Source organism: Nereida ignava (genome assembly GCF_047114695.1).
GTDB classification, from domain to species: domain Bacteria; phylum Pseudomonadota; class Alphaproteobacteria; order Rhodobacterales; family Rhodobacteraceae; genus Nereida; species Nereida ignava.
Map to the genome: position 1 here is coordinate 1,263,960 of NZ_CP112885.1, position 24,052 is coordinate 1,288,011.

Genomic DNA, 24,052 nt, shown 5'->3' on the forward strand with positions numbered 1-24,052 from the left:
TGCACGCCTTCATGCAGCAACATTTGCAATGTTTCAATCACAGCGCCTGTGTTTTGATTGTCTGATTGATATTGTTGCTTATTTATGGACAATTAGCGATGAAGGACAGGCGATACGTCTGTTAAATGGTAAGGTAAGCAAGATGCGGCTGATTTGTCCGAACTGTGATGCGACATATGAGGTTCCCGACAACGTGATCCCTGATGAGGGCCGCGACGTGCAGTGCTCAAGCTGCAATGTGACGTGGTTTCAGGCGCCCGCCAAAACCGCCACAAACGGAACACTTGATGACACTCTGACCGCATCAATGGCCGAGACTGTTCTGGATGACATCGCCACCGAAAGCGCAAAAGACCCAACGCCGTGGGTCCGCGGCCAACAAGGAGACGGCGGCCCACGCAGCACCATGACCCCAGAGGTTGAGAATATTCTGCGCCAAGAAGCCGAGTTTGACAAAAAGCAACGGGCCGCACCCACGTCCCCACTTGAGACGCAAACAGAACTTGGGCTTGAGGACAGCGCAGCACAGATCACAACCCGCGAGAGGCAAGAAAGCAGCGCCGTAGATCGTCTGTCACGATTGCGCGGAATTGAGGCCGAGGAAATTGCGGCGGTAACAAATGCGCCCAAAGCGCCCTCGTCGGCACCGCGCCGTGAATTGCTGCCAGATATTGAAGAAATCAACTCAACGCTCAGCACGAACCAAGCGGCATCTGCGCAAGACACGACCCTTCAAGAGCGCGCAGATCGCAAGCAGTTCCGGACCGGCTTTTTCGGCATGCTCAGCATCACGGCGGCAGCACTTGCTCTTTATGTCTATGCGCCCCAAGCCAAAGACGCCCTGCCGCAAGTTGCGCAGCCTATAGATGGCTATGTCAACTTTGTGGATACGGCTCGCGGCAAGCTGGATGAGGGCCTAAGTGCGTTTTCCCAAACCGCCAACTCTTGGATGGAAAAGGCGACTGTTTCAGTGAACGGGGCGGCTGCTCGGGACACACCCACCTTACCTGCCGAGCCTGACGCAGGTTGACTCAAAACCGTTCAAGCAGACGCTTAAGGTACTCAAGCTCAAGTTCAGGTCGCTCTGCATCGCCCGAACGACGCCGGATTTCATCCAACAAATCCTGTGCGCGGCGGTTCGCATTATCGCCCTGCAAAAGGCCTTCGCCGTCACTTATTGCACGACCTTGTCCACGATCACGGCCCAATGGATCGCGGGATGCGCCCCCATTTTGACCTGAGGGCGTTCCCTGCCCCTCTTGCGGAGCGCCATCATTGGCTTGGGCCATAGCATCACCCAAATCACGCAACCCGTCGCGCAACGCCTGAATCGCGCGAGATTGCTGATGAATCGCCTCAGCCAGATCACCCTCGCCCAAAGCCTCATCCGCTTTCTCCATTGCGCCTTCGGCCCGCCCTAAAGCCTCGCGTGCATCACCACCAGCTTGGGTGCCCGCACCAGGTAGGTTGCGCCGCTGTGCGTCTAACTCTTGGCGAAGCGCTTGCTGGCGGTTTTGGAGTGACCCTTCAAGATCGCCCGAACCTTCGGCACCACCTTGCCCACCTGATTGCCCACCAGACTGTTCTCCCGGCTGCTGGCCCTGTTGCTGACCCGACTGGTTGCCCTGTTGACCGCCTTCACCCTGCTGGCCGTCTTGACCTTGTTGCTGGCCTTGCTGCCCCTGTTGCTCGCTTTGCTCAAACTGCTCTTGGAGTTGGCGGAAGGCTTCATCGCTTAGGTCTTGTTGATCCCGAAGTGTTTCGGCCAAGTCTTCCATGGCTTGCTGACCTTCGCCTTGGGTACCACCTTCGCCACTGCCTTGGGCGACGCGCATGTTCTCAAGCATCTGGTTCAGCTGCGCCATGCGCTCTTGCGCCTCGGCCATGCGCCCTTCCTCCATCAATTGCTGGATTTCATCCATCATCTGCTGAAGCTGATCTGGCGTGATTTCTTGACTATTGCCCGCTTGCTGTTGATCGCCCGCATCGCCATTGCGCTGTTGTTCCTGCGCAAGTTGGCGCAGGTAATCTTGTGACGCGTCGCGCAATTCCTGCATCAATTCAGCAATCTCTTCTTGAGAGGCACCGTTGCGCATCGCCTCGTTCAGCCGTTCTTGAGCGCGGGCCAAGCGTTGGCGCGCATCTTCAAGATCACCGTCTTCTAACTTAATTGCCAGTTCCCAAAGGGCTTGCGCAATTTCACCACGTTTATCGTCACTCATTTGCGGGCCTAAATTGGCCAAATCACGGATGATGAAACTCAGACTAAGGTACGTCCCCTCTCCGCGAAATATATCATCAGGTAGCCATGAAATGGCACGCAGCAGGCGCTCTACACGGGTGGTATTTTCGCGGGTCCACAGCAAATCGCGTCGCTGCTCTATGATCGCACTTGCAAGCGGATCAAAAAAGCGGCGGCCGGGCAACATCATCTTGATGGGGGCAGATTGACCGGTTTGACCAAGACTGTCTTCGACCTGCATTTGCAGCACAACTGGCAGGTTGGCAAACACATGTTCCGAGAAGTTCTCGGTCAAGGTTTCTTCAAATTGCGTGCGATCCCCCGTTATTGTCATTGGCAATTGTAGCGTGATCTGGGGATGGTTTTCGGGCTCTGCAGACAAGCCATGGGCACGGTCAACATTCAAAAGATCAAGCGAGATAACCCCACTTCCCCCGACTACGCCGTAATCATCTTGTGCCAAGAACTGCTGAAGCAAAGTCCCATCCGCCTCGGAACGTACCGGCGCAGACGCAATAATTGATGGGGCCTGATCCGGCTCCATAATCACAGACCATTGCTGCCGTGCGCCATCGGCCTTGGTTGCGTTTTGATCCGCCGTACCAATCGCCAAAGCACCGCTTTGCTCAACGACAAAGCGCTGCTCAGCAGCGTTAGGGTCAGCTTGCGGGCTTGTAACACTCTGCATCACACCTAATGAACCAAGTTCACCGTAAAGGCGCACCGTCACTTCGCTGCCTTCGGGCACGCGCAGCGGACCAGCGGGAACATCAGGCAAATAAATCGTAGGCCGCCCCGTATACACAGGCGGCGTTACCCAACCTTCCCAGCTGGGGCCCATCGCTAACTGATCAGTGGCTTCGATTATTTTGGTCACGCTGCTTAGCTGCCCAAACGAGCCGAACAATACCCCAACCGACAACACCAAAAGGGCAACGAACCGCAAACCAAACGGGTCAAGCCGCGAGACCCTAAGGTCCGGCTCAACGGCTTTGGCAGTCGCTGCTTGAGCGCGCATTCTGTTCTGGTGAATTTCCCAGACTGCCTGCGATGCAGGATCGCTTGTGCCAATGGCCTGTGCATCCAGAAATGAGCTTATCGGACGGCCTGATAGGGTTTTGTCTAAGCGCGTTTGCGCCTCGCCCCATTTCGGGCGCTCAAACTGACGTGCACCGCGTAAGATTGCGGCGAGAATACACAGAAAGAACCCAACACCAAAAACGGTGATGGTTGTTTCGGACAACGCCCCATGAACACCCAGAAGAGCCGCACCAATAGCCACAAAAACAACCGACCAAACCGGCCAAAAAGCACGGGTGATACGTTCAGCCCATAGCCCGAGCCACGTGAGCCGCAGTGCTTTTCGCGTCGCTTTTGGCAGAGCCAAATTGGCAGTCATCGCTCACCTCTCACTCACGTGAGCGCACGATAGCCCTCACAGCCACTCAGGAATGGTATCGCGATTTATCATTTCGTCAAAGGTGGGCCGCTGGCGGATAACTGCAAATTGATCACCCTGCACAAGAACTTCGGGGATCAAGGGACGTGAATTATATTCAGACGACATCACAGCGCCATATGCACCCGCGCTGCGGAACGCGATCAATTCGTCCGGTGCGACAGCAGCCATAGAGCGACCCTTAGCAAAAGTGTCACCACTTTCACAAATCGGCCCAACAATATCATAGGTGGCGCTTTGCGCACCCGCAGGGCGCTCATTAACAGGAATGATATCGTGGTATGCGCCGTACATCGCAGGGCGCACCAGATCATTCATCGCACCATCAATGATCAGGAACTGACGGTCAGCCCCTTCTTTGAGGTAGATTACTTTTGACACCATGATGCCTGCATTGCCCGAGATAAGGCGGCCTGGCTCGATCTCAATCTCAACGTCCAGATCGCCCAGAACGCGCTTTACCATCGAACCGTAATCCGTTGGCAAAGGCGGCGCTTCGTTCGAGCGCTCGTACGGAATGCCAAGACCGCCACCCAGATCAAGGCGGATGATTTCATGACCTTCCGCGCGCAACTGAATGGTCAGGTCTTTAACTTTCTCATAGGCCAATTCAAACGGCTCAAGCTGGGTCAGTTGGCTGCCGATGTGCACATCAATGCCCACAACCTTCAGACCGGGAAGTGATGCAGCTAGGGCGTAGACCTCAGACGCACGGTCAATCGGGATGCCAAATTTATCACCCTTTTTGCCTGTGCTGATTTTCTCGTGGGTTTTCGCATCCACATCAGGGTTCACGCGCACAGTAATCGGCGCGACCATGCCCAATGATGTGGCTACCTCGGACAGGCGGCGCATCTCTGGCTCGCTCTCCACATTGAACTGACGCACACCGCCAGTCAGCGCGAGGCGCATTTCATCAGCGGTTTTACCAACGCCCGAAAACACGATTTTATCACCAGACACGCCTGCAGCCTTGGCACGCAAATATTCTCCACCGGACACAACGTCCATGCCCGCACCCGCATCGCCCAACAATTTGAGAACAGCTTGGTTGCTGTTGGATTTCATCGCAAAACAAACAAGATGCTCCATGCCGTCCAGCGCCTCGTCAAAGAGACGGAAGTGCCGCAGAAGCGTCGCTGATGAATAGACATAAAACGGTGTGCCAACAGCAGCTGCGATTTCAGCGACGGGAACGTCTTCGGCATAGAGCGCGCCGTCACGATAAAGAAAGTGATCCATGGGTGATCCCTGTGGTCTTAGGTTGATGCGTGCGCGGGGCTGCGCGACAAGGCGATAAAAAAGTAAAGCGGTAGGCCACAACTGACGCCAATGCAAAAGGTTGCCGGGATCACCACCAGATAAACGAGGCTATCCGCAAAGGCGCGGTAGATCACCCACACGGACAGCGCAATGGCCGCGATGGTGAGGTCCCAAACAAGGCCGCTTGTGGCGTCATTGACGTACCAAGCATCGATCATCGGGCCCAGCGCCCACCCTTCAGACTGAAACCAGCTGACGAAATAATACATAGGGTGGATGGCGCCCCAAATGGCGAGCGCAAGAAAGATGAGACGGAGCACATTGCGCATCATGATCAAAGCCCAACGCTTACAGTAACAGGGCCAGAGCGCACGCCAACATTGCCACCAACGCTGACACCACCCGAACCAACAGACACGCCTACGCCACCTGTCGGGCGCACAGGCTGACCGTCAGCACCGCATCCGGCCAAAGTTGCTACCATTAAACACATACCGATTACTCTCATCCCAAATGTTCCTTCCAACGGGCAACTTGCTCGCGTACGCGAACGGGCGCTGTACCGCCAAATGATGTGCGTGAGGCAACTGAATTATGAACGCCCAATACGTCAAACACACTTACAGTAATGCCCTCATGCACCGTTTTCATCTGCTCAAGACTGAGGTCAGGCAAATCACAACCACCCTTCTCGGCCATGGCGACCAGCGCACCTGTCACATGGTGCGCCTCGCGGAAGGGTAGCCCAAGTTCACGCACAAGCCAGTCTGCCAAATCCGTGGCCGTGCTGAACCCTGTGGCAGCCGCCTTTTCAAGTTCAGCGACATTTGCAGTCATATCACTGACCATGCCTTCCATCGCAGCAATCGCCAGCATCAAATTATCGGCCGCATCAAAGACCTGTTCTTTGTCTTCTTGCATGTCTTTTGAATAGGCCAGCGGCAGGCCCTTCATCACAGTCATCAAAGCGACATTGGCGCCAAAAATCCGACCAATTTTTGCACGGATCAACTCGGCCGCATCGGGGTTTTTCTTTTGCGGCATGATCGACGAGCCTGTTGAAAAGCCGTCGGACAGGGTGACAAAGCGGAATTGCGCAGACGACCAGATAACAAGCTCTTCGGCGAAGCGGCTTAGGTGCATCGCACAAATTGACGCGGAGCTTAGAAACTCAAGCGCGAAATCACGATCGGATACCGCATCAAGCGAGTTGGACGCAGGCCGGTCAAAACCAAGCTCAGTCGCAGTCATGTCGCGGTCAATCGCAAAACCAGTGCCCGCCAACGCAGCGGCCCCCAAAGGCGATGTGTTCATCCGCTTGCGCGCATCCGCAAAGCGCGCCCGATCACGGTCCAGCATTTCGACATAAGCCAGCATGTGATGACCCCAAGTGACGGGCTGTGCCACTTGCAAATGCGTAAAGCCTGGCATCACCCACTCTGCGCCGGCCTCTGCCTGACCAACGAACGCTTTCATCAGTGCCGCCAATGCCGCGTCAACTGCGTCAAACTGGTCCCGCACCCAAAGCTTGAACCCCGTGGCCACCTGATCGTTGCGTGAACGCCCCGTATGCAGACGTCCTGCTGGCTCGCCAATGATCTCCTTCAGGCGCGCTTCGACATTCATGTGAATGTCTTCAAGTTGCTTTGAGAACGGAAAATCGCCTGCTTCGATTTCTGACAATACTGTGAGCAGCCCTTCCCGCATCGCGGTCGCATCGCTATCAGTGACAATGCCCATCGCACCCAACATCGCCGCATGGGCACGCGAGCCTGCAATGTCTTGTGCCGCCATCCGCTGGTCAAAATCGATGGACGCGTTAATTGCTTCCATGATGTCTGAATTACCGGCGGCAAAACGGCCACCCCACATTTGGTTCGATGTCTTTGTCATAACGGCCCTTTAACAGGAAGAAGTCTGCGAAAATGAAATATCTTGTGTCGCTTTATATGGCCTTCGCTCTTATCGCAACAAATGCTGCGGCCAATCCCGCGCTGGAAAATTTGCTGATGGGCAGCATGAAAAAGCTGAACTTCCATGCCGCCGCAAAAGATATGCCAGAGGCAGAGTTTCAAACCTTCGATGGCGCGCCAGCGACGCTTGCGGCCTATGCGGGCAAACATGTCGTGTTGAACTTCTGGGCAACCTGGTGCGCACCATGCCGCAAAGAGATGCCGATGCTTCAAGAATTACAGGCAGAGTTTGGTGGCGAGGACTTTGCGGTGGTGACCATTGCAACGGGGCGCAACAACCCTGCGGCCATGCGTAAATTCTTTGACGATATCGGTGTGGAAAATCTGCCGCTCTACCGCGACCCTAAGCAAATCCTGTCGCGTCAAATTGGCGTACTCGGCTTACCGGCAACTTTGATACTTGATCCACAGGGGCGCGAAATTGCACGTATGGTTGGTGATGCGGAATGGAACAGTCCGTCAGCTAAGGCGATGATCAGCGCGCTTTTGACCCAATAAGGCGGCACGGTTCAAACCTGTGGCAACCAAGCGAGTGGTCGTTGACCAGCCCACAAGCCTGCATCCATGCATAAACGATTGTGGGGCCGCAAAACTTGAAACCGCGCTTTTTCAGGTCTTTTGAGAGTGCTACCGAGATTACTGTTTGGGCGGGCCGGTCCTCGGGGCGCATGATATGCCCCTGAATGGGTGTGCCCCCAACAAATGACCAGCAATAGGAACTAAAGCTTTGCTCACTTTCTAGGCGAATAAAGGCATTCGCATTGCTGATCGCCGCTGTGATTTTACCGCGGTGGCGAACGATGCCAGGGTTTGCCAGCAGACGCTCAACATCCGCCTCAGCCCACGTAGCGATGCGGTGGGGGTCAAACCCTTCAAACGCCTCAATGAACGCCTCGCGCTTTTTCAAAATGGTGATCCACGACAGACCCGCCTGAAAGCCATCGAGGATTAGTTTCTCCCAAAGTGCGCGACTATCGTACTCCGGCACCCCCCATTCTGTGTCATGGTAGTGGCGATAAATCTCAGGCCCATCGAGCCAGTCGCACCGCGTTAATCCATCACCCAAAACATCTCTCCCATCTTGATTTCCGCCAGACACACATCAAAGTTGACCCTAAGTCACCCAACAGTGACGCCAATCCGAAACTTCTGCGTATTTTTGCGGGCAATCTACTGCTTATGCTAGCGTAAACATTAAATACTTCCGTGACTCATCAGACCATTCCCACTACGCAAGAGGCATTATCGGGGCCCTTTTGCGCGTAAACACATGCGCAAATTGCAGTTTGCGAGGGCCAGCCAACTAAGAATGGGACCTCAGGGATATGACCAACATCGTTATTGCATCCGCCGCACGCACAGCCGTCGGTAGCTTTATGGGCAGCTTTGCCAACACACCAGCACATGATTTGGGCGCAGCCGTTTTGAGCGAAGTCGTCGCACGTGCAGGCATCGATGCGGCTGAAGTCTCCGAGACAATCTTGGGCCAAGTTCTTACAGCTGCCCAAGGTCAAAACCCCGCGCGCCAAGCGCACATCAACGCGGGCCTCGCCAAAGAGTCCGCTGCATGGAGCATCAACCAAGTTTGTGGCTCTGGTTTGCGCGCAGTTGCATTGGCTGCACAACACATCCAGTTGGGTGATGCCTCAATCGTGGCCGCAGGCGGACAAGAAAACATGACCCTCAGCCCCCATGCCGCAACATTGCGCGCAGGCCAAAAGATGGGCGACATGCAGTACATCGACACGATGATCCGCGATGGGCTTTGGGATGCGTTCAATGGCTATCACATGGGCCAAACAGCTGAAAACGTTGCGGATCAATGGGGCATCACCCGTGAGATGCAAGACGAGTTTGCCGTTGCCTCGCAAAACAAGGCAGAGGCTGCACAATTGGCTGGCAAGTTCCAAGACGAGATCGTGCCATTCATCGTGAAAACACGCAAAGGCGAGATTACCGTCGACGCGGACGAATACATTCGCCACGGCGCGACAATGGATGCCATGGCAAAGCTACGCCCCGCATTTACACGCGAAGGGTCAGTCACCGCAGCAAACGCATCAGGCCTTAACGACGGTGCCGCAGCAACGCTTTTGATGTCCGCAGATGACGCCGAAAAGCGCGGCATTGAGCCGCTTGCACGGATTGTTTCCTACGCCACGGCAGGTCTGGACCCGTCGATCATGGGCGTTGGGCCAATTTACGCAAGCCGCAAGGCGCTTGATAAAGCGGGCTGGTCAGCAAGCGATCTTGATCTGGTTGAAGCCAACGAAGCGTTCGCCGCTCAGGCATGCGCAGTGAACAAAGACATGGGCTGGGATCCGGCCATCGTGAATGTAAACGGCGGCGCAATCGCCATTGGCCACCCGATCGGTGCATCAGGTTGCCGCGTCTTGAACACGCTGCTCTTTGAGATGAAGCGTCGCGGCGCGAAAAAAGGCCTCGCAACGCTGTGTATTGGCGGCGGTATGGGCGTTGCTATGTGCGTAGAACGTCCGTAACTCACCAAAAATATCAATCCTGTGCGCAATATAGTTGCGCGCAGGATTTTTAATTTGTAACTAGATTACCGAATAACCCTGACTGGAGAATCAACATGACACGCGTAGCCCTCGTCACAGGCGGAACCCGCGGCATTGGTGCCGCAATCGCTAAGGCATTGGCCGCAGAAGGCCACAAAGTTGCTGCTACATATGCAGGCAACGATGAAAAAGCCGCTGCCTTTACAGCCGAGACAGGCATCAAAACATACAAGTGGAATGTTGCCGACTATGCCGCGTGTACCGCTGGCATCGCCCAAATTGCCGAAGACCTCGGCCCTGTTGATATCTTGGTCAACAACGCTGGCATTACCCGCGACGCGCCATTTCATAAGATGACGCCCGAACAATGGCACGAATGCATCGACACAAACCTGAACGGCGTGTTCAACATGACCCACAACGTATGGGGCAGCATGCGCGAACGTAAATTTGGTCGCATCGTAACAATTTCATCGATCAATGGCCAAAAAGGTCAGTTCGCCCAAGCCAACTATGCCGCTACAAAAGCAGGCGACATCGGCTTTACGAAAGCCTTGGCCCAAGAAGGTGCCCGCGCAGGCATTACGGTAAACGTGGTGGCTCCGGGTTATATCAACACGGAAATGATGGCGACTATCCCAGAAAAAGTGATGAACGAAGTCATCCTGCCGCAAATCCCTGTTGGCCGCTTGGGTGAGCCAGAAGAGATGGCGCGGGCCGTTGTGTTCCTTGCCTCTGATGACGCTGGCTTTGTAACCGGCTCAACGATCTCCGCAAACGGCGGGCAATATATGAGCTAAGCTTCGCGCTTGCTTAAGCTTAATTGAAAAGGACCGCCCCATGAGGAGCGGCCCTTTTTTTCGACAAACTGCATCACGCATTCGGATGCGCGGCCACTTACGTAGCTGAGGCTTGCGTAGTGCGCAGTGCAGGTTCGTTGAAACGGTTCAGCATCCATGCCCAAAATTGACGAAACGCAATCGCACGTTCTTCATGGGCAATTTGCATTGCGTTGCGTGTAATTTCGCTTGTTGTACTCTCAAACATATTAAACTCCATTGATGAGATGTGTCTCTCCCTGCTGTTGTATATGCACCTCCTGCACGCACTCTACAAACGAGACTTCCCATACCGTCAGTTAAGCTGTATTAAACTGAAATGTCTGATCGCCTTCCTCCGCTCACCGCCCTGCGCGCCTTCGAAGCCGCCGCACGCCATATGTCATTCGCCAAAGCGGCGGATGAGTTAAACGTAACGCCTGCAGCACTGTCCTATCAGATCAAATCCCTTGAAGCGGATTTGGGCACACCAGTGTTCATTCGGCTTAATCGTGCGGTTGAGCTGACAGAAGCGGGTCGCGCCTTAACCCCCGGCGTACGTGACGGCTTTGCAGCAATCACATCAGCGTGGCGCAACACACGCCGCTTAAGCGACAACACGACCCTCACAGTCACTGCGGGCCCTGCGTTCACCTCTAAATGGCTGGCCCCAAGACTGTTCGACTTTGCCCAGGCACACCCCACGATTGAGTTGCGATTTTCGGCATCCCTACGATTGGTCGACTTTGACAGAGACGAAGTCGATGTAGCCATTCGGTTTGGATTAGGCGGCTACAGCGGCGTCTATTCTGAACCACTTGTAAGCGAATGGGTCACGCCGATGATGACCCCTGAAATGGCGGTAAATTTCGGCACCAAAGAAACAATAACTAATGCGCAGCTCATCCATGATGACAGCATGGACGCATTTAAAATTACATGTGATTGGGCCAAATGGGCGCGGGCCGCGAAGGTCGATATTGACCCGGATCACGGCGCAAGGTTCAGCCAAGCTGATCATGCATTGGACGCCGCAATTGCTGGCGCGGGCGTTGTGTTGGGTCGTGTATCGCTTGCTGCGCGCGCGCTCGCGTCAGGACGGCTTGTGGCACCTTTTGATCTTGGGCTGATTACGCCCGCACAATTTCGGTTTGTATGCCCACAAGGCAACGAGACCCGCCCCAAGGTGAAGGCGTTTCATGACTGGCTGCTGGACGAGATCAATACCTCAAAGTCCTTCGCGGAAGGCCGAACACTTCTTTATGCAGCAGATGTTGAATAACTGACGCGCCACCCAAACTGGTCTGCGCGCCAGCGTGATGCTTCAAGCAGAAGCGAGGCGCGAAATCTCTTCTTTGAGTTTCAGCTTCTCTTTCTTCATCGCCGCAATTTGCAAATCATCAACGGCAGGCATGCGCTGCAGGCGCGCGACCGTCTCCGATAAATTCTCATGCTTTTGTTTCAGTTGCTGGATATGCGTGCTTAATGCCATAGGCGCGTCCTTTTCTACTGATGTGTGATTTTAGTGGAGCACACGCAGCCCGCTTGTGTCACGCCGCAGCTGCAAAAGGATTCAAGTAATCAGCTGAATTTAGCCGAATTTCTTCACACGTGGTTAATTGCGGATGAATAATTGCGCGCCATGCCGCAAAATCTCACGTACCTCGGGTGTGTAAGTCTCTTCGTCCGCTTCGTGCCGCTCACCCTTATGCAGAATCAACGGCGCCAATAAAGAAAATGGCGCGCGCGAGGCTTTCTTTGCTTGTACAATCACAAGTCGCGCAGGCTGCCCTACCCGCGATGCGATCGGCAATACCGTCACCCGACCAAGCCGATCATCCAGTGAACTCAACACATCTTGCAGTCGTGAAATATCTTGGATGACAGTCAGCGTACCATTTGGCCGAAGCCGCTTTGTAGCAACATCCAGCCAAACAGAAAGCGGAGTTTGCTCACCACGTGCTGCCTCGCGCGCCGCATCATCCGATTTATTTCCCCGCCCGCGATCAAAATACGGCGGGTTACAGAATACATGGTGAAAGCTGCGCTCACGTATCTCCTGCGGAAGCGCCGCAAGATCAGCATGGACTACATCAAGACCGTTGCGCCCTGCTAATTCCGCCGCACGACTGTCCCGCTCCACACCCGTGACTGCCGCACCTGTTCGCGCGGCAAGGCACAAGCTAGCCACGCCAACGCCGCATCCCAACTCCAGCGCGGTCTCTTCAGGTTTTGCGGGTACACTAGCCGCCAATAACACCGCGTCCACACCTGCACGATACCCTTGCGCAGGTTGATAGGCCTTCACTTTACCGCCCAGAAAATCATCGCGTGTTTCGCTCATTCGCTAACCGTCAGCCCATTATCACGCAACGCAGCAGCTGCCATGAAATGGTCTGCCTGGCGGACCATCAACCGGCGCGGCAAAATGCCAATGCTGCCTTCAAGAATGCTGATATTTACGTCCATTTCAAAGCAGTCTATACCCTCGCCGGATAGCAAAGCTTTGGCGAAGGCAATGGCCGTCGGATCGTTGCTGCGCATAAGTTCTTTCATCCCCCGATCTAAGGCCAGTTGCCACGGGTTGTCGAGCAAGGAGACCTTTTCATGGGTTTGGATAACGCCGCAACAAAACCACACGAGCGCCTCGCCGCCGCACTTGATGCTGATATGACTGCAGTCAATGCATTGATCCGCGAACGCATGGCGTCAGAGCACGCCCCCCGCATTCCCGAAGTCAGCGCGCATCTGGTCGATGCTGGCGGCAAGCGCCTGCGTCCCATGTTGACGTTGGCCAGTGCGAAAATGTGCGGTTATGACGGGCCATTCCACATCCATTTGGCGGCAACGGTTGAATTTATTCACACGGCTACTTTGCTGCATGACGACGTTGTAGACGAAAGCGGCCAACGGCGGGGACGCCCCACGGCCAACTTGCTTTGGGACAATAAATCAAGCGTTTTAGTCGGCGATTACCTCTTTGCTCGCTCGTTCCAATTGATGGTTGAGACCGGTAATTTGCGCGTGCTGGACATCCTATCAAACGCGTCAGCGACCATCGCGGAAGGCGAAGTGCTGCAACTAACCGCAGCATCTGATTTGGGAACCGATGAGGAAATTTACCTCAAGGTTGTGCGCGGCAAAACGGCGGCCCTTTTCTCAGCAGCAATGGAAGTCGGCGGTGTCATCGCAGACCAAAGCGATGATGTGATACAGGCGCTTTTCGCGTATGGTGATGCGTTGGGTATTTCATTCCAGATTGTCGACGACCTGCTGGATTACCGCGGGAACACCCAAGCCACTGGCAAAAACGTTGGGGACGATTTCCGCGAGCGCAAACTAACGCTGCCCGTCATCAAAGCCGTTGCCAAAGCCGATACAACCGAGCGTGATTTTTGGCACCGCACCATCGCAAAAGGCGACCAGCGCGATGGTGATTTACAAGAAGCTCTCCGCCTGATGGATAGCCACGGCACACTTGATGCGACCAGCGCCGACGCAGTTGCTTGGGCAGATAAAGCCAAAGCATCACTAAGCGTGATTGAACAGAGTGAGTTGAAGGATATGCTTCTTGATCTTGCTGATTATGTGGTCGCGCGCGTCAGATAAGCCTCAGCTTAATGTGCAGGGCCTGATCCACCAATCTGTATGCATCGCACCCAGTTCATAGGCCGCAAAATGTGCAGCCTTCATGGTTGGATAAATTGCAAAGCACGTCGCACCCGACCCAGACATGCGCGCTAATAAACACTGCCGGGTCGACTGCAAATCAGACAACGCACGCTCGATTACTGGCTGGATTGAAATAGCCGCATCTTGCATATCATTGCGCATCGTTGCGAGCCAATTCGCCGCATCCGCAACGCCCTCGAACGTAGGGATTATCGGCATTTCAGCGTTGGTGCGCTTTGTCATAGCACTGAAAACTGCTGGTGTCGGCATGCTAACACGGGGGTTCACCAAAAGAGCAGGCAGTGGCGGCAGTGCAACTTTTTCCACCCGCTCGCCCACGCCGCGCATCCGCGCAGCAGTTGCAAGCATACAAACAGGCACGTCAGCACCAAGCGACATTTGCTGTTCAACCGTACTTCCACCGATCGCGCGCAAAACTGCGGCTGCATCAGACGAGCCACCACCAATGCCGGCTTCAGCAGGCAGACGTTTGACCAACCTCAAAGACGCCTCGGCCCCCATCACATCAAGTGCACGCCACATCAAATTTGTTGACCCCGTCGGCACACCGGCGGCCAAATCCCCCTCAACGCTCAAATGTGTGGGGCCATCCGATACATAAACGTCATCGCCGAAATCGGCGAAGGCCACCAAGCTATCAAGAAGATGATAGCCATCCTCTCGCTGCCCCGTGACATGCAGGGTCAAGTTCACTTTGGCAGGCGCCAGTTGGCGTGTCTCGGATGTCATGAGATCTTCTTTTGTTTATAAATATCCAAAGCCGGGGATCAGCCACCAGACTGTACTGGCGGCAGTGCGGGGGCGCCTTCTTCTTCGAGCACCACATCAAGTCCCACTTCCAGCTTGCGCCTAATCCGCGGCAAATCATCTTCCGCTGGATCGAAAGACAATGCACGTGACCACTGAAAACGTGCCTCAGTCCGTCGACCAACAGCCCACAGCACATCCCCCAGGTGGTCGTTCACCACAGGGTCAGTCGCAGCAAGTGAGGCAGCAACTTCCATCGGGGCCACGGCCTCGTCATAACGTCCGAGCCGGTACAAAACCCACCCAAGACTATCAAGGATAAAGCCGCTGTCAGGACGCGCAGCTGCGGCCTTCTCGATCATCTCTAATGCTTCGTCGAGCTTAATTTTTTTCTCAACGAGTGAATAACCAAGATAGTTCAGCACGTTCGGCTGATCGGGGTTGAGGGACAAGGCTTTGCGAAAATCAGCCTCTGCCTGTGGCCACAAATCGCGCCGCTCAAACGTGATCCCGCGCGCATAGTACAAAAACCATGCGTTTGGATCGCCCTGCTCCAAAAGCTTGATCGCGGTGGTATAGGCCGTGGTTGCTTTCTCAAACCGTTCAAGACGGCGCAACATATCTCCAAGGGTTGAGTGGACCACCTGCAGATCACCGTGACTGTCTTGTAACGCAGTCAATGCCTCAACTGCTTCATCTTTGCGGTCGCTTTCAAAAAGCGCCTCTGCACGACCGATCTCTGCGGCATGAAAGGAGGTGCTGTCCGGCGTGATCTGACCATAAGCATCCGCCGCCAAAACATGATTGCCCAACTCATCCAACAGACCCGCGATCAGCAAATTCGCTTCATCGAAATCAGCCCTTACATACGCCGCTGCACGTGCGTAAAGAAGCGCAAAATCTGGGCCAGCCTCGTCGCGGAGAACCGACGCTACAGTCCAGAAAACTTCAGCCAATCCCTGTTGCGCAGTCAAAACTGTGGTCAGAGGTACGGCCTTGCGCCCCTCAAGACCACTGCGCAGTTCTTGTAATTCAGGGTCTAGTGCCCCTTGAAAGTTATCATCAATGAGCGCGGCTGCATCCATGTTGCGACCCAGTTGGCTCAAGAATTCAGCGCGCACCATGATCGACCGCCGCGTATACCCAAGGGCGCCAACTTTATCGTCAGTCAATAGGCCCAGCGCGCCCTCAAAATCACCGAATGTGCCCTTGGCCAAAGCGTGGTGCAAATTCGCAAAGCCGCTCATACCGTTCATTGAGGCCATATCCTCAAAGTAATCGGTGGCAGCGCTTACATCGCCTAGGCCCAAGGTTGCCCAAGCCAAGACCAAGCCGTCAACAAGCGGGCTTATACGCCGACCTGCTCCGAACCCTTCTACGATTTCCGTGAATTGCTCATCTCTGGCCAACCCTGCAACGGCAATCAATCCCGCAATTTGGCTTTGGTTCATATCAAGATCAGAACCACGCAAAAGTGCGACAGCACCTGCTACGTCACCGGCATTTGCACGGCCCGCCAAGGCCGCCTCAAGTAAGGCTGGGTTGGTCGCGTCACTGCGTTGTGCTTGGGAATAATACTGGCCAACCGTTGCATAATCACCGTTAAACTGCGCATGACGCCCCGCAAGATAGGACCCCGCAATGCCTTGCGCGTTACCAACGGCGGGCAGAAGCAAGGTGGCACTCAAAACGATGGGGCGAATGTATCGGCGCATGGGGTCTCCTGTGTGTCAGGACAGCTTGCCCGAGTTGCGCCCCACCCACAAGCGAAGCGCACAAAAAAGGGCGCCCCGCAGAGCGCCCTGATCAATGAACTTTTCGTCAACTGGACCCAACAAGGATCACATGTTGGGATAATTCGGCCCATCGCCGCCTTGGGGCGTGGTCCAGTTGATATTCTGACTGGGGTCTTTGATATCGCAAGTTTTACAATGAACGCAGTTTTGAAAGTTAATCACAAACCGCGTATCCGCACCCGCTTCCTCAACAAACTCATAAACCCCAGCGGGGCAATACCGCGCTGACGGGCCTGCGTATTTTGGCAGGTTCACGGCCACAGGTATGCTCGGGTCTTTCAGCTTGAGGTGCGCAGGTTGGCTTTCCTCGTGGTTGGTCATTGCAAAGCTTACATTTGTAAGCCGGTCGAACGACAACACACCATCTGGTTTGGGATACTCGATTGACTTGTGATCTTTCGCCTCGCCCGTAGCAGCAGCGTCACTTTTGCCGTGCTTCATCGTGCCCAACAAAGAGACCCCAAAGAGGTTGTTGGTCCACATATCAAACCCACCAAGGGTCAGCGAAGCAGTCAGGCCGTATTTTGACCAAAGCGGCTTCACGTTGCGCACCTTCTTAAGGTCTTTTGCAATTGGGCCGCTGTGCACACGTTCGGCGTAGCCAGCAAGAACATCACCCGCGCGGTCAGCCTTGATTGCCTCAACCGCAGCTTCAGCCGCAGCAATCCCTGAAAGCATTGCGTTATGATTGCCCTTGATCCGTGGAACGTTGACCATACCCGCAGAACATCCAAGCAGCGCACCACCAGGAAACGCCAGTTCTGGCATCGCCTGATACCCGCCTTCAGTAATTGCACGCGCACCATACGCAACACGTTTGCCGCCCTTGAGTAGCTCCGCAACCATCGGATGGTGCTTAAAGCGCTGGAATTCCATGTAAGGGAACAAGTGCGGATTTTCGTAGTTCAGGTGCACAACGAAGCCGACATAAACTTGGTTATTGTCGAGGTGGTAGATGAAAGACCCGCCACCCGCATTGCCATTCAGCGGCCACCCCATTGTGTGAGTGACGCTGCCTTCTTTGTGCTTTTCGGGATCAATTTCCCAAATCTCTTTCATGCCCAGGCCGTATTTTTGCGGCCCTGAGTCTTTATCCAACTCATATTTGGCAATCACTTCCTTGGACAGCGATCCACGCACGCCCTCGGACAGGAAAACATATTTTCCGTGCAACTCCATTCCCGGCTCATAAGCATCACCGGGGGTGCCATCGGCATTCAAACCGAACTCACCAGCAACAACACCTTTGACTTCACCGTTGTCCCCGTAAACCAGTTCAGAACATGCCATGCCTGGGAAAATCTCAACGCCCAGCTCCTCGGCCTGCTCGGCCATCCAACGGCAGACATTACCCATTGAGACGATGTAATTACCGTGGTTATTCATCAGCGGCGGCATCGCAAAATTGGGCAGGCGCACCTGGCCAGCTTCGCCAAGCATATAGAAATTGTCGTCCTTCACAGGCACGTTAAGCGGCGCGCCCTTTTCTTTCCAGTCAGGGATCAGCGCGTTCAGGCCTGCAGGATCAAGTACCGCGCCAGACAGAATATGCGCGCCAACTTCTGAACCCTTTTCGAGCACAACAACATTCATGTCCGCATCAAGTTGCTTGAGCTTTATGGCGGCAGACAAGCCCGCTGGACCTGCGCCAACGATGACCACGTCATATTCCATTGCTTCACGTTCAATCTGGGACATTTTTCCGGCTCCAATAAATGTTGCAAAAATATATGGCGACAGGAATTAAAGGGGTCAATTGAAAAAAGGCGCTGGTTTTTCATTACGCTGCGCCTTGGCTGCAATTAGTCGCTCAATCCTGTGCCTGCTCCTTGCATTTCCCTTTGCTTTTGCGTTTTGTAGCGCAATAAATCGAGCAACAAAACCACGGCCTTAGAAAGACAGAAAATGGATAAAATTCCTCTCACAAAAGCTGGCGCAGATCGACTGGATGCGGAGTTAAAGGGACTGAAATCTAAGGATCGCCCCGAGATCATCGCAGCGATCGCAGAAGCGCGTGAATTGGGCGATCTTAAAGAGAACGCCGAGTACCACTCTGCCCGTGAAAAACAGAGCTTCATCGAAGGCCGCATCGCAGAGCTGGAGGCTATCCTCAGCCGTGCAGATATCATCGACACCTCAAAGATGTCGGGCACCGTCAAGTTCGGCGCGCATGTTGAGTTGGTTGATGAAGACACCGATGAGGAAAAAACCTATCAGGTTGTGGGTGAGCCAGAAGCCGACATTGAGCGCGGCCTTCTAAACATTGCCTCGCCGTTGGCGCGCGCGTTAATCGGCAAAGAAGAGGGCGACAGCATCGAGGTCCGCACCCCCGGTGGCACGCGGTCTTACGAAATTCTGTCCGTTAAATTTTCGTAACTCGTGATGGCCACAAGCTCACCGCATTCACAGCCTCAATCCAAGTCAAAGCCGAAAAATGACTTGCTTGCCCCGCCCGAACGTAGCGCGATTTCCTCGACCGAGATCATTGCAGCAGCGCTGACGCTTGTGTGGTTAATCGGATCAACAGTATTCTTTTTGATGCTGCCGACAGAAGGATCATTCAACAGCCTTCAGTTCGTTATGGTCCTACTCGCGGTGTTTATGCCCGTGGCGTTGATCTGGGTCGCTGCAACGGCAGCGCGCTCGATACGTGTGATGCGCGAAGAAAGCAGCAGGTTGCATTCGGCCATCGACGGGATGCGCAAAACATACCTTGAGCAACAGAAAGCCGTCACTGAAACGACGCGCCCAGACGTTGAGAAAAAGCTCGAAGAAATAGCAGCCACAGCGCGCGAAACATCTTCGGCGCTGGCAACATTCACTTCAAGCCGTTCCGACGCCCCGCGCATCAGCATCGACACAATCAAAGCAACCACCAGCGCGGACGGGCAAACTGCCCTCCCCCTCGGCACACCGATGGAGGCGCTGCAGCCCGCACTTGAAAACGAAGATTTCATCCGCGCACTCAATTTCCCCGAAACCGCAGAAGACACTGTTGGTTTCGCCGCTCTTCGCAAGGCCCTAAAAGATCACCGCGCCAGCCAACTGATCACTGCCGCACAAGACATGCTGACCCTGCTGAGCCAAGAGGGCATCTACATGGACGACCTGCGCCATGATCGCGCCAAACCAGAGCTGTGGCGGCGCTTTGCGCAAGGTGAGCGCGGCCCCGCGATTGCAGCCCTTGGCGGTGTGCGCGACAGATCATCCCTCGCCCTAACTGCAGGGCGTATGAAAGAAGACGTCATCTTTCGGGACGCAGCGCACCACTTTTTGCGTCGATTTGACAAAGTCATGATGGAATTTGAACCACACGCATCCGATGCGGAATTGGCAAAACTGTCCACAACACGCACCGCATTGGCATTCATGCTTTTGGGTCGTGTGGCTGGAATGTTCAGCTAAACCTACAGACCAAGACCTGAAAACGGAATATAGCGGACGGGTGTCCCAGGGGTGATCTCTTGCGCCTCGTCTGGCAACTCCACCAGTCCTTCGGCCCACGACAGCCCACCAATCCGGCCAGACCCTTCTGAGGCAAAAACCTCAGCAACACCGTTACGCAGACGGGCCCGCAGAAACTCGCGGCGGCCCTCTTTTTTACGTTTTGAAAAACCCGCGGGCACGGTCACTGCTTGCGGTGCTGCGAAATCTCCACCAGCCAAACACATCATCGCGGGACGTGCAAAAATAGCCGTGCAGACAAAGGCCGCAACGGGATTTCCAGGCAGGCCGAACACCGGCACACCGCCCCACATCGCCAATGCCAGCGGTCGTCCCGGTTTGACCGCAATCCGCCACCACGCAAGAGAGCCCGAACTTTGCAACAACTTTGAAACGTGGTCTTCATCACCCGCGGATGCGCCACCTGATGTCAGGATCACATCCGCAGACTTAGCCGCTTCATCAAGTGCTGCCTTCAATGCATCCGGATCGTCGGGGATGATCCCCATATCAACAGGCTCAAACCCCCAAGCCGCGATCATTGACAAAAGCATGGGGCGATTTGCATCAAAAATTTGACCCGCTTTGGCCTTGCTACCCGCCTTTACCAACTCATCACCAGTTGAAATGACTGCAACACGAAGCGGTGCGCGAACGTCGATATCACTGATCCCACCAGCCGTCAGAAACGCTGCATCCGCAGGGGTGATTTTACGCGCGCCGCGCAGCATTACATCACCCTTCATAACATCTTCACCAGCCTTGCGTGTGTTGGCACCTTTACGCAGGCCTCCGTGGAAAGCAATGCGAATGGACTGCCCCTGCTCATCCGCCTCAACAGTGCAATCCTCTTCAAGCACAACCGTATCAACACCGACCGGGACAACCGCGCCCGTCAAAATACGGATTGCATGACCTTTTGGAACAGCACCCGAAAACGGCGCGCCAGCGGCGGCGCGACCCATAACTACCGGTAATTCGTTGGGCCCGTCCAAGATCGCATCTGCCGAAAACCCATACCCATCGACCGCACAATTTGCGTGCGGTGGGTTTGCGCGCTGTGCGAAAACATCACTCGCAAGGTAGCTCCCCACCGCGTCTTTCACCGCAATGGTTTCTGTAGCTGTTACGGCGCGAACCCGCTTTTTTAACTGATCCAACGCCTCATCCACAGGAGTCCAACTGACGCCTTGCGGCATCGCAAAACAGTCGTTCCCAAGAGGCGGAGGCGTCAAGCAGCCGCTATCTTTTTTTTGCTTTCGCACACCCAATATCCACCCTTCCTCCGAGGCAATCTGCACAGCTTTCGCATCCGTCGTCTGATCAAAACCTGCGCCAAAAAGCGCGTCCAAATCAGCGTTCTCAAACGCTTCGCAAACCGCGCGGACCTGACGCGCGTCGAGCACATCAAATATCGTTCCATCATCGCCCATGCGATGCCTTGCATCAAACAATGACGGATAAATTTCGGCCAGTACAATATTTGTTGCGGGCTCGGCAAAACCTGTCTCAAACGGCCAAACTGTAATGCCGCCGCCGTAGCGCGCCCGCAGCTTGGCCAACATCGGCAACCCCACAAGAGACTGCCCACCAACAGAGCCCGGAGTATAGAGCTTCCACATGGGTTGCGCGCTTGAGGTCAGCGCCTCGACCGTGCGGCGCTCAGGGAACTTCCGGGGATCCCGCTCGGACCCGCGTTGGCGCAACGCATCGGTTTCAGCACCCCTCGGGCACCCCCAAAAAGGTCCGATACTATCCAAAGCGCGGTTGATCTGATCCGCCACCTCAAAGCGATTATTTTTGTTGTCTGGCCCATCTTTGATGCGTTCGGCCAACCAATCCCAAACGCCAAGCGCAGAGGATTGCCCCGTCAGAGCCTGTGCAAACCCCCGTGGGTAGCCGAAACCAAAATCGAACCCGACGAGAACCCGCGAGCCGGCATCTTGCGCCCTATCAAGCATCGCGCAAATAGCATTCATCGCCGACAGCCGCGTTCGAAAATACTGCACGTCTACTGGCTGTCCACGCACCTTTGAACCAACATAAATGGCGTTCGCAACGGGCTTGGCCGAAGAGGGTGTCGAGGAAGATGACCAATCGACCGCGATGATCTGATCGAAACTCAAAGCCCCGCCTTTGCGCAGATGAAATCCGCAATCGCGACGGTATCATCCAAATCAAATTGCGGTTTTGGCGTATCAAGCACCGTGTCCGTCGCATAGGCCAATACCGATGCGTCCTCGATCATGGATTGGGATGTTTGCTGCCGGTAAGCGCACACTTTGGGGTGCGTATCCCGTTTGAAGCCTTCGACCAAAACCAAGTCAACGGGCGCCAGCTGTGCCAGCAATTTCTCAAGCGGTGGCTCGGGCTCTCCGCGCAATTCAGTCATCAAAGCCCATCTGTTTGCACTGGCCAAAAGCACTTGTTGTGCGCCTGCATCGCGGTGGCGGTAGCTGTCTTTGCCCTGCTGGTCGATGTCGAAATTATGATGCGCATGCTTCAACGTGCTAACTGAAAAACCGCGCGCGGTAATTTCAGCCACAAGCCGCTCCATCAGGCCCGTCTTTCCTGCGTTTTTCCAGCCAATGACACCAAAAACCTTTTGCTCCGTCATAAGTACCGCTCCGCCTGCGCCAAATCTTCAGGCGTATTGATATTAAAGAACGGATCAAACGAACCAACTTCAAAGGAAGCAGTTGCCGCATGATGCTGATCGGTCCACGTGACGACTTTGCGCAGGCCCCCATGCAAGGCCGCGCGCAGATCGTCGCGCAAGGCGATTGGCCAAATCCCAAACGTGGGGTGACGGCCATCCGTTGCTGCCAAAGCCAGCGGATGGGTCATCTCATCAGCGGCCATCATCAAACGGGGCGTCAAATCACATGGGAAAAACGGCGTGTCCGCAGCAACGCTTACCACCGTTTCCGCCCCCTGCTCAGCCGCCCAATCAAGACCTGCAAGAATACCCGCAAGAGGACCTACAAACCCACCGATACTGTCCGCAACCACGTCATGACCAATTTGGCCAAACCGCGCAGGATCACCATTGGCGTTAAGGCACAGCCCCGCCACTTGCGGTTCAAGACGCTCAATCACCCGCTCAAGCAACGTTGTGCCGCCAAGCTGCAAAAGCGCCTTGTCCCCGCCGCCCATCCGGCGTGCTTGGCCGCCCGCCAGAATAACACCGAAGGGTTGCTTCATTGCTTCGCCCCCTTACGGCCAGATTTCGATGGCTCATCGCGGACTGAGGCAAGATCAGCATCGCGTACCAAACGGTCATTCCCAGCCAAACAGACAAACCGCTGCCCACGCATCCGGCCAATCAACGTCAAACCTACTTGCTGGGCAATCTCCACGCCCCATGCCGTAAACCCAGAACGCGACACCAAGGCCGGAATACCCATCATCGCTGTTTTGATAACCATCTCAGATGTAAGGCGGCCTGTGGTGTACAAAATCTTGTCCGACGGGCTGACGCCCTCTGACAACATCCAGCCAGCTACTTTATCAACTGCGTTATGGCGACCAACGTCCTCCATATAAACGAGGGGGCGATCTTGCTGGCAGAGAACCGTGCCGTGAATAGCACCCGAGGTCAGATAAAGGCTGGGTGTCGTGTTAATCCGATGCGCTAATGCATAAAGCCATGACGTTTTCACAGGCACTTGGGGCAACGTCACGCCCTCAAGGCCCTCCATCATATCCCCAAAAACTGTCCCAACAGCACAGCCACTGGTGCGGGTCTTTTTCTTGAGTTTATCCTCAAACACCGTCTGACTGGCCGTGCGCACGATCACAGTTTCAAGCTCTTCATCGTAGTCGACGCCAGTGACGTCAGAAGCATCATCAAGCATCCCTTGGTTGCGCAAAAACCCAAGCGCGAGGTACTGAGGGAAGTCACCAATTGTCATCGCCGTGACAATTTCCTGACTGTTCAAAAAGATGGTCAAAGGACGTTCTTCGACCACGGGCGTCTCGATCTGAGCGCCGGTATGATCCACTCCCGCAACCGAACGCGTCAGGCGCAAACCACCGCGCGCACCCAGTGGATCTGGCGCGATAATGTAATCTGCCTCATCAGCCATTTGCATC

Annotated in this window: 25 protein-coding genes; 8 read left to right on the plus strand and 17 right to left on the minus strand. The window is 54.9% G+C overall.

Features of this window, described 5'->3' with window-relative positions:
• Positions 1 to 142: 142 nt before the first annotated feature.
• A complete protein-coding gene (locus OLX08_RS06250; protein ID WP_412535626.1) occupies positions 143 to 1,030 on the plus strand; it encodes a zinc-ribbon domain-containing protein in 888 nt (295 codons plus the stop codon).
• Between the two features lies 1 nt (position 1,031).
• Here OLX08_RS06250 and OLX08_RS06255 read toward each other — a convergent pair whose 3' ends face one another.
• The 5 genes from OLX08_RS06255 to argH are packed head-to-tail and all read right to left on the minus strand — an operon-like array spanning position 1,032 to position 6,857.
• Positions 1,032 to 3,641: a TIGR02302 family protein gene (locus OLX08_RS06255; protein WP_391480418.1), complete on the minus strand. Its 2,610-nt coding sequence runs from the start codon at positions 3,639 to 3,641 to the stop codon at positions 1,032 to 1,034.
• A gap of 36 nt (positions 3,642 to 3,677) precedes the next feature.
• Positions 3,678 to 4,943, minus strand: a complete 1,266-nt coding sequence (gene lysA / locus OLX08_RS06260) for a diaminopimelate decarboxylase (RefSeq protein WP_391480420.1) — start codon at positions 4,941 to 4,943, stop codon at positions 3,678 to 3,680.
• Positions 4,944 to 4,960: 17 nt separating this feature from the next.
• A complete protein-coding gene (locus OLX08_RS06265; protein WP_412535672.1) occupies positions 4,961 to 5,293 on the minus strand; it encodes a DUF2834 domain-containing protein in 333 nt (110 codons plus the stop codon).
• Between the two features lie 5 nt (positions 5,294 to 5,298).
• On the minus strand, positions 5,299 to 5,472 hold the full coding sequence (locus tag OLX08_RS06270; protein WP_412535627.1) for a hypothetical protein: 174 nt from the start codon (positions 5,470 to 5,472) through the stop codon (positions 5,299 to 5,301).
• Complete coding sequence (gene argH / locus OLX08_RS06275; RefSeq protein ID WP_391480423.1) at positions 5,469 to 6,857, minus strand: argininosuccinate lyase; 1,389 nt, start codon at positions 6,855 to 6,857, stop codon at positions 5,469 to 5,471. The genes OLX08_RS06270 and argH overlap by 4 nt, the downstream gene beginning before the upstream one ends.
• A 32-nt stretch (positions 6,858 to 6,889) precedes the next feature.
• On the opposite strand from argH, the gene OLX08_RS06280 reads away from it, so the two are divergent.
• Positions 6,890 to 7,435 (plus strand): TlpA family protein disulfide reductase, encoded by a 546-nt coding sequence (locus tag OLX08_RS06280; protein ID WP_391480424.1) that lies wholly within the window; start codon positions 6,890 to 6,892, stop codon positions 7,433 to 7,435.
• Here OLX08_RS06280 and OLX08_RS06285 read toward each other — a convergent pair.
• The gene (locus OLX08_RS06285; protein WP_391480426.1) at positions 7,413 to 8,003 is read right to left on the minus strand and encodes a DNA-3-methyladenine glycosylase I; all 591 of its coding nucleotides are present in this window, start codon (positions 8,001 to 8,003) and stop codon (positions 7,413 to 7,415) included. The two genes, OLX08_RS06280 and OLX08_RS06285, sit on opposite strands and share 23 nt — an antisense overlap.
• Positions 8,004 to 8,262: 259 nt before the next feature.
• On the opposite strand from OLX08_RS06285, the gene OLX08_RS06290 reads away from it, so the two are divergent.
• Complete coding sequence (locus OLX08_RS06290) at positions 8,263 to 9,438, plus strand: acetyl-CoA C-acetyltransferase (protein ID WP_391480427.1); 1,176 nt, start codon at positions 8,263 to 8,265, stop codon at positions 9,436 to 9,438.
• 95 nt (positions 9,439 to 9,533) lie between these two features.
• Positions 9,534 to 10,259, plus strand: a complete 726-nt coding sequence (gene phbB, locus OLX08_RS06295) for an acetoacetyl-CoA reductase (protein WP_048598854.1) — start codon at positions 9,534 to 9,536, stop codon at positions 10,257 to 10,259.
• Between the two features lie 97 nt (positions 10,260 to 10,356).
• Here the strand turns inward: phbB and OLX08_RS06300 are convergent, their stop codons facing one another.
• Positions 10,357 to 10,506, minus strand: coding sequence for a hypothetical protein (locus tag OLX08_RS06300; protein ID WP_158441650.1), 150 nt, complete (start codon positions 10,504 to 10,506; stop codon positions 10,357 to 10,359).
• Positions 10,507 to 10,617: 111 nt separating this feature from the next.
• Between OLX08_RS06300 and OLX08_RS06305 the strand changes: the two genes are divergently transcribed.
• Positions 10,618 to 11,559, plus strand: a complete 942-nt coding sequence (locus OLX08_RS06305; RefSeq protein WP_391480429.1) for a transcriptional regulator GcvA — start codon at positions 10,618 to 10,620, stop codon at positions 11,557 to 11,559.
• Between the two features lie 42 nt (positions 11,560 to 11,601).
• Here the strand turns inward: OLX08_RS06305 and OLX08_RS06310 are convergent, their stop codons facing one another.
• From OLX08_RS06310 to OLX08_RS06320, 3 genes are all read right to left on the minus strand, one after another.
• Positions 11,602 to 11,769, minus strand: coding sequence for a DUF465 domain-containing protein (locus OLX08_RS06310; RefSeq protein ID WP_074842094.1), 168 nt, complete (start codon positions 11,767 to 11,769; stop codon positions 11,602 to 11,604).
• Between the two features lie 123 nt (positions 11,770 to 11,892).
• A complete protein-coding gene (locus OLX08_RS06315; RefSeq protein WP_391480430.1) occupies positions 11,893 to 12,621 on the minus strand; it encodes a tRNA1(Val) (adenine(37)-N6)-methyltransferase in 729 nt (242 codons plus the stop codon).
• Positions 12,618 to 12,833 (minus strand): DUF2007 domain-containing protein, encoded by a 216-nt coding sequence (locus OLX08_RS06320; RefSeq protein WP_048598851.1) that lies wholly within the window; start codon positions 12,831 to 12,833, stop codon positions 12,618 to 12,620. Before OLX08_RS06320 ends, OLX08_RS06315 begins: the two co-directional genes overlap by 4 nt.
• A 51-nt stretch (positions 12,834 to 12,884) precedes the next feature.
• Here OLX08_RS06320 and OLX08_RS06325 point away from each other — a divergent pair, with 51 nt between their 5' ends.
• Positions 12,885 to 13,886: a polyprenyl synthetase family protein gene (locus OLX08_RS06325; protein ID WP_391480432.1), complete on the plus strand. Its 1,002-nt coding sequence runs from the start codon at positions 12,885 to 12,887 to the stop codon at positions 13,884 to 13,886.
• 3 nt (positions 13,887 to 13,889) lie between these two features.
• On the opposite strand, the gene OLX08_RS06330 is transcribed toward OLX08_RS06325, so the two are convergent.
• The 3 genes from OLX08_RS06330 to OLX08_RS06340 all read right to left on the minus strand — a co-directional run bounded on the left by OLX08_RS06330 (position 13,890) and on the right by OLX08_RS06340 (position 18,211).
• A complete protein-coding gene (locus tag OLX08_RS06330; protein WP_391480433.1) occupies positions 13,890 to 14,699 on the minus strand; it encodes a 4-(cytidine 5'-diphospho)-2-C-methyl-D-erythritol kinase in 810 nt (269 codons plus the stop codon).
• Between the two features lie 38 nt (positions 14,700 to 14,737).
• Positions 14,738 to 16,432 (minus strand): tetratricopeptide repeat protein, encoded by a 1,695-nt coding sequence (locus OLX08_RS06335; RefSeq protein ID WP_391480435.1) that lies wholly within the window; start codon positions 16,430 to 16,432, stop codon positions 14,738 to 14,740.
• A 126-nt stretch (positions 16,433 to 16,558) separates the two neighbouring features.
• A complete protein-coding gene (locus tag OLX08_RS06340) occupies positions 16,559 to 18,211 on the minus strand; it encodes an electron transfer flavoprotein-ubiquinone oxidoreductase (RefSeq protein WP_391480436.1) in 1,653 nt (550 codons plus the stop codon).
• Positions 18,212 to 18,418: 207 nt separating this feature from the next.
• On the opposite strand from OLX08_RS06340, the gene greA reads away from it, so the two are divergent.
• Positions 18,419 to 18,889 carry a transcription elongation factor GreA gene (gene greA, locus OLX08_RS06345; RefSeq protein WP_048598847.1) on the plus strand — a complete coding sequence of 157 codons (471 nt, stop codon included), beginning with the start codon at positions 18,419 to 18,421 and terminating at the stop codon, positions 18,887 to 18,889.
• A gap of 6 nt (positions 18,890 to 18,895) precedes the next feature.
• Positions 18,896 to 19,918 (plus strand): hypothetical protein, encoded by a 1,023-nt coding sequence (locus OLX08_RS06350; protein WP_391480438.1) that lies wholly within the window; start codon positions 18,896 to 18,898, stop codon positions 19,916 to 19,918.
• Positions 19,919 to 19,920: 2 nt separating this feature from the next.
• Here OLX08_RS06350 and glp read toward each other — a convergent pair whose 3' ends face one another.
• From glp to OLX08_RS06370, 4 genes are read right to left on the minus strand one after another with little or no spacing between them, the layout of a single operon-like run.
• A complete protein-coding gene (gene glp, locus OLX08_RS06355) occupies positions 19,921 to 22,083 on the minus strand; it encodes a gephyrin-like molybdotransferase Glp (protein ID WP_391480439.1) in 2,163 nt (720 codons plus the stop codon).
• A complete protein-coding gene (gene mobB, locus OLX08_RS06360; RefSeq protein WP_391480441.1) occupies positions 22,080 to 22,574 on the minus strand; it encodes a molybdopterin-guanine dinucleotide biosynthesis protein B in 495 nt (164 codons plus the stop codon). The genes glp and mobB overlap by 4 nt, the downstream gene beginning before the upstream one ends.
• Positions 22,571 to 23,161 carry a molybdenum cofactor guanylyltransferase MobA gene (gene mobA, locus OLX08_RS06365; protein ID WP_391480443.1) on the minus strand — a complete coding sequence of 197 codons (591 nt, stop codon included), beginning with the start codon at positions 23,159 to 23,161 and terminating at the stop codon, positions 22,571 to 22,573. Before mobA ends, mobB begins: the two co-directional genes overlap by 4 nt.
• Positions 23,158 to 24,051, minus strand: a complete 894-nt coding sequence (locus OLX08_RS06370; protein WP_391480444.1) for a formate dehydrogenase accessory sulfurtransferase FdhD — start codon at positions 24,049 to 24,051, stop codon at positions 23,158 to 23,160. The genes mobA and OLX08_RS06370 overlap by 4 nt, the downstream gene beginning before the upstream one ends.
• Between the last annotated feature and the right edge of the window lies 1 nt (position 24,052).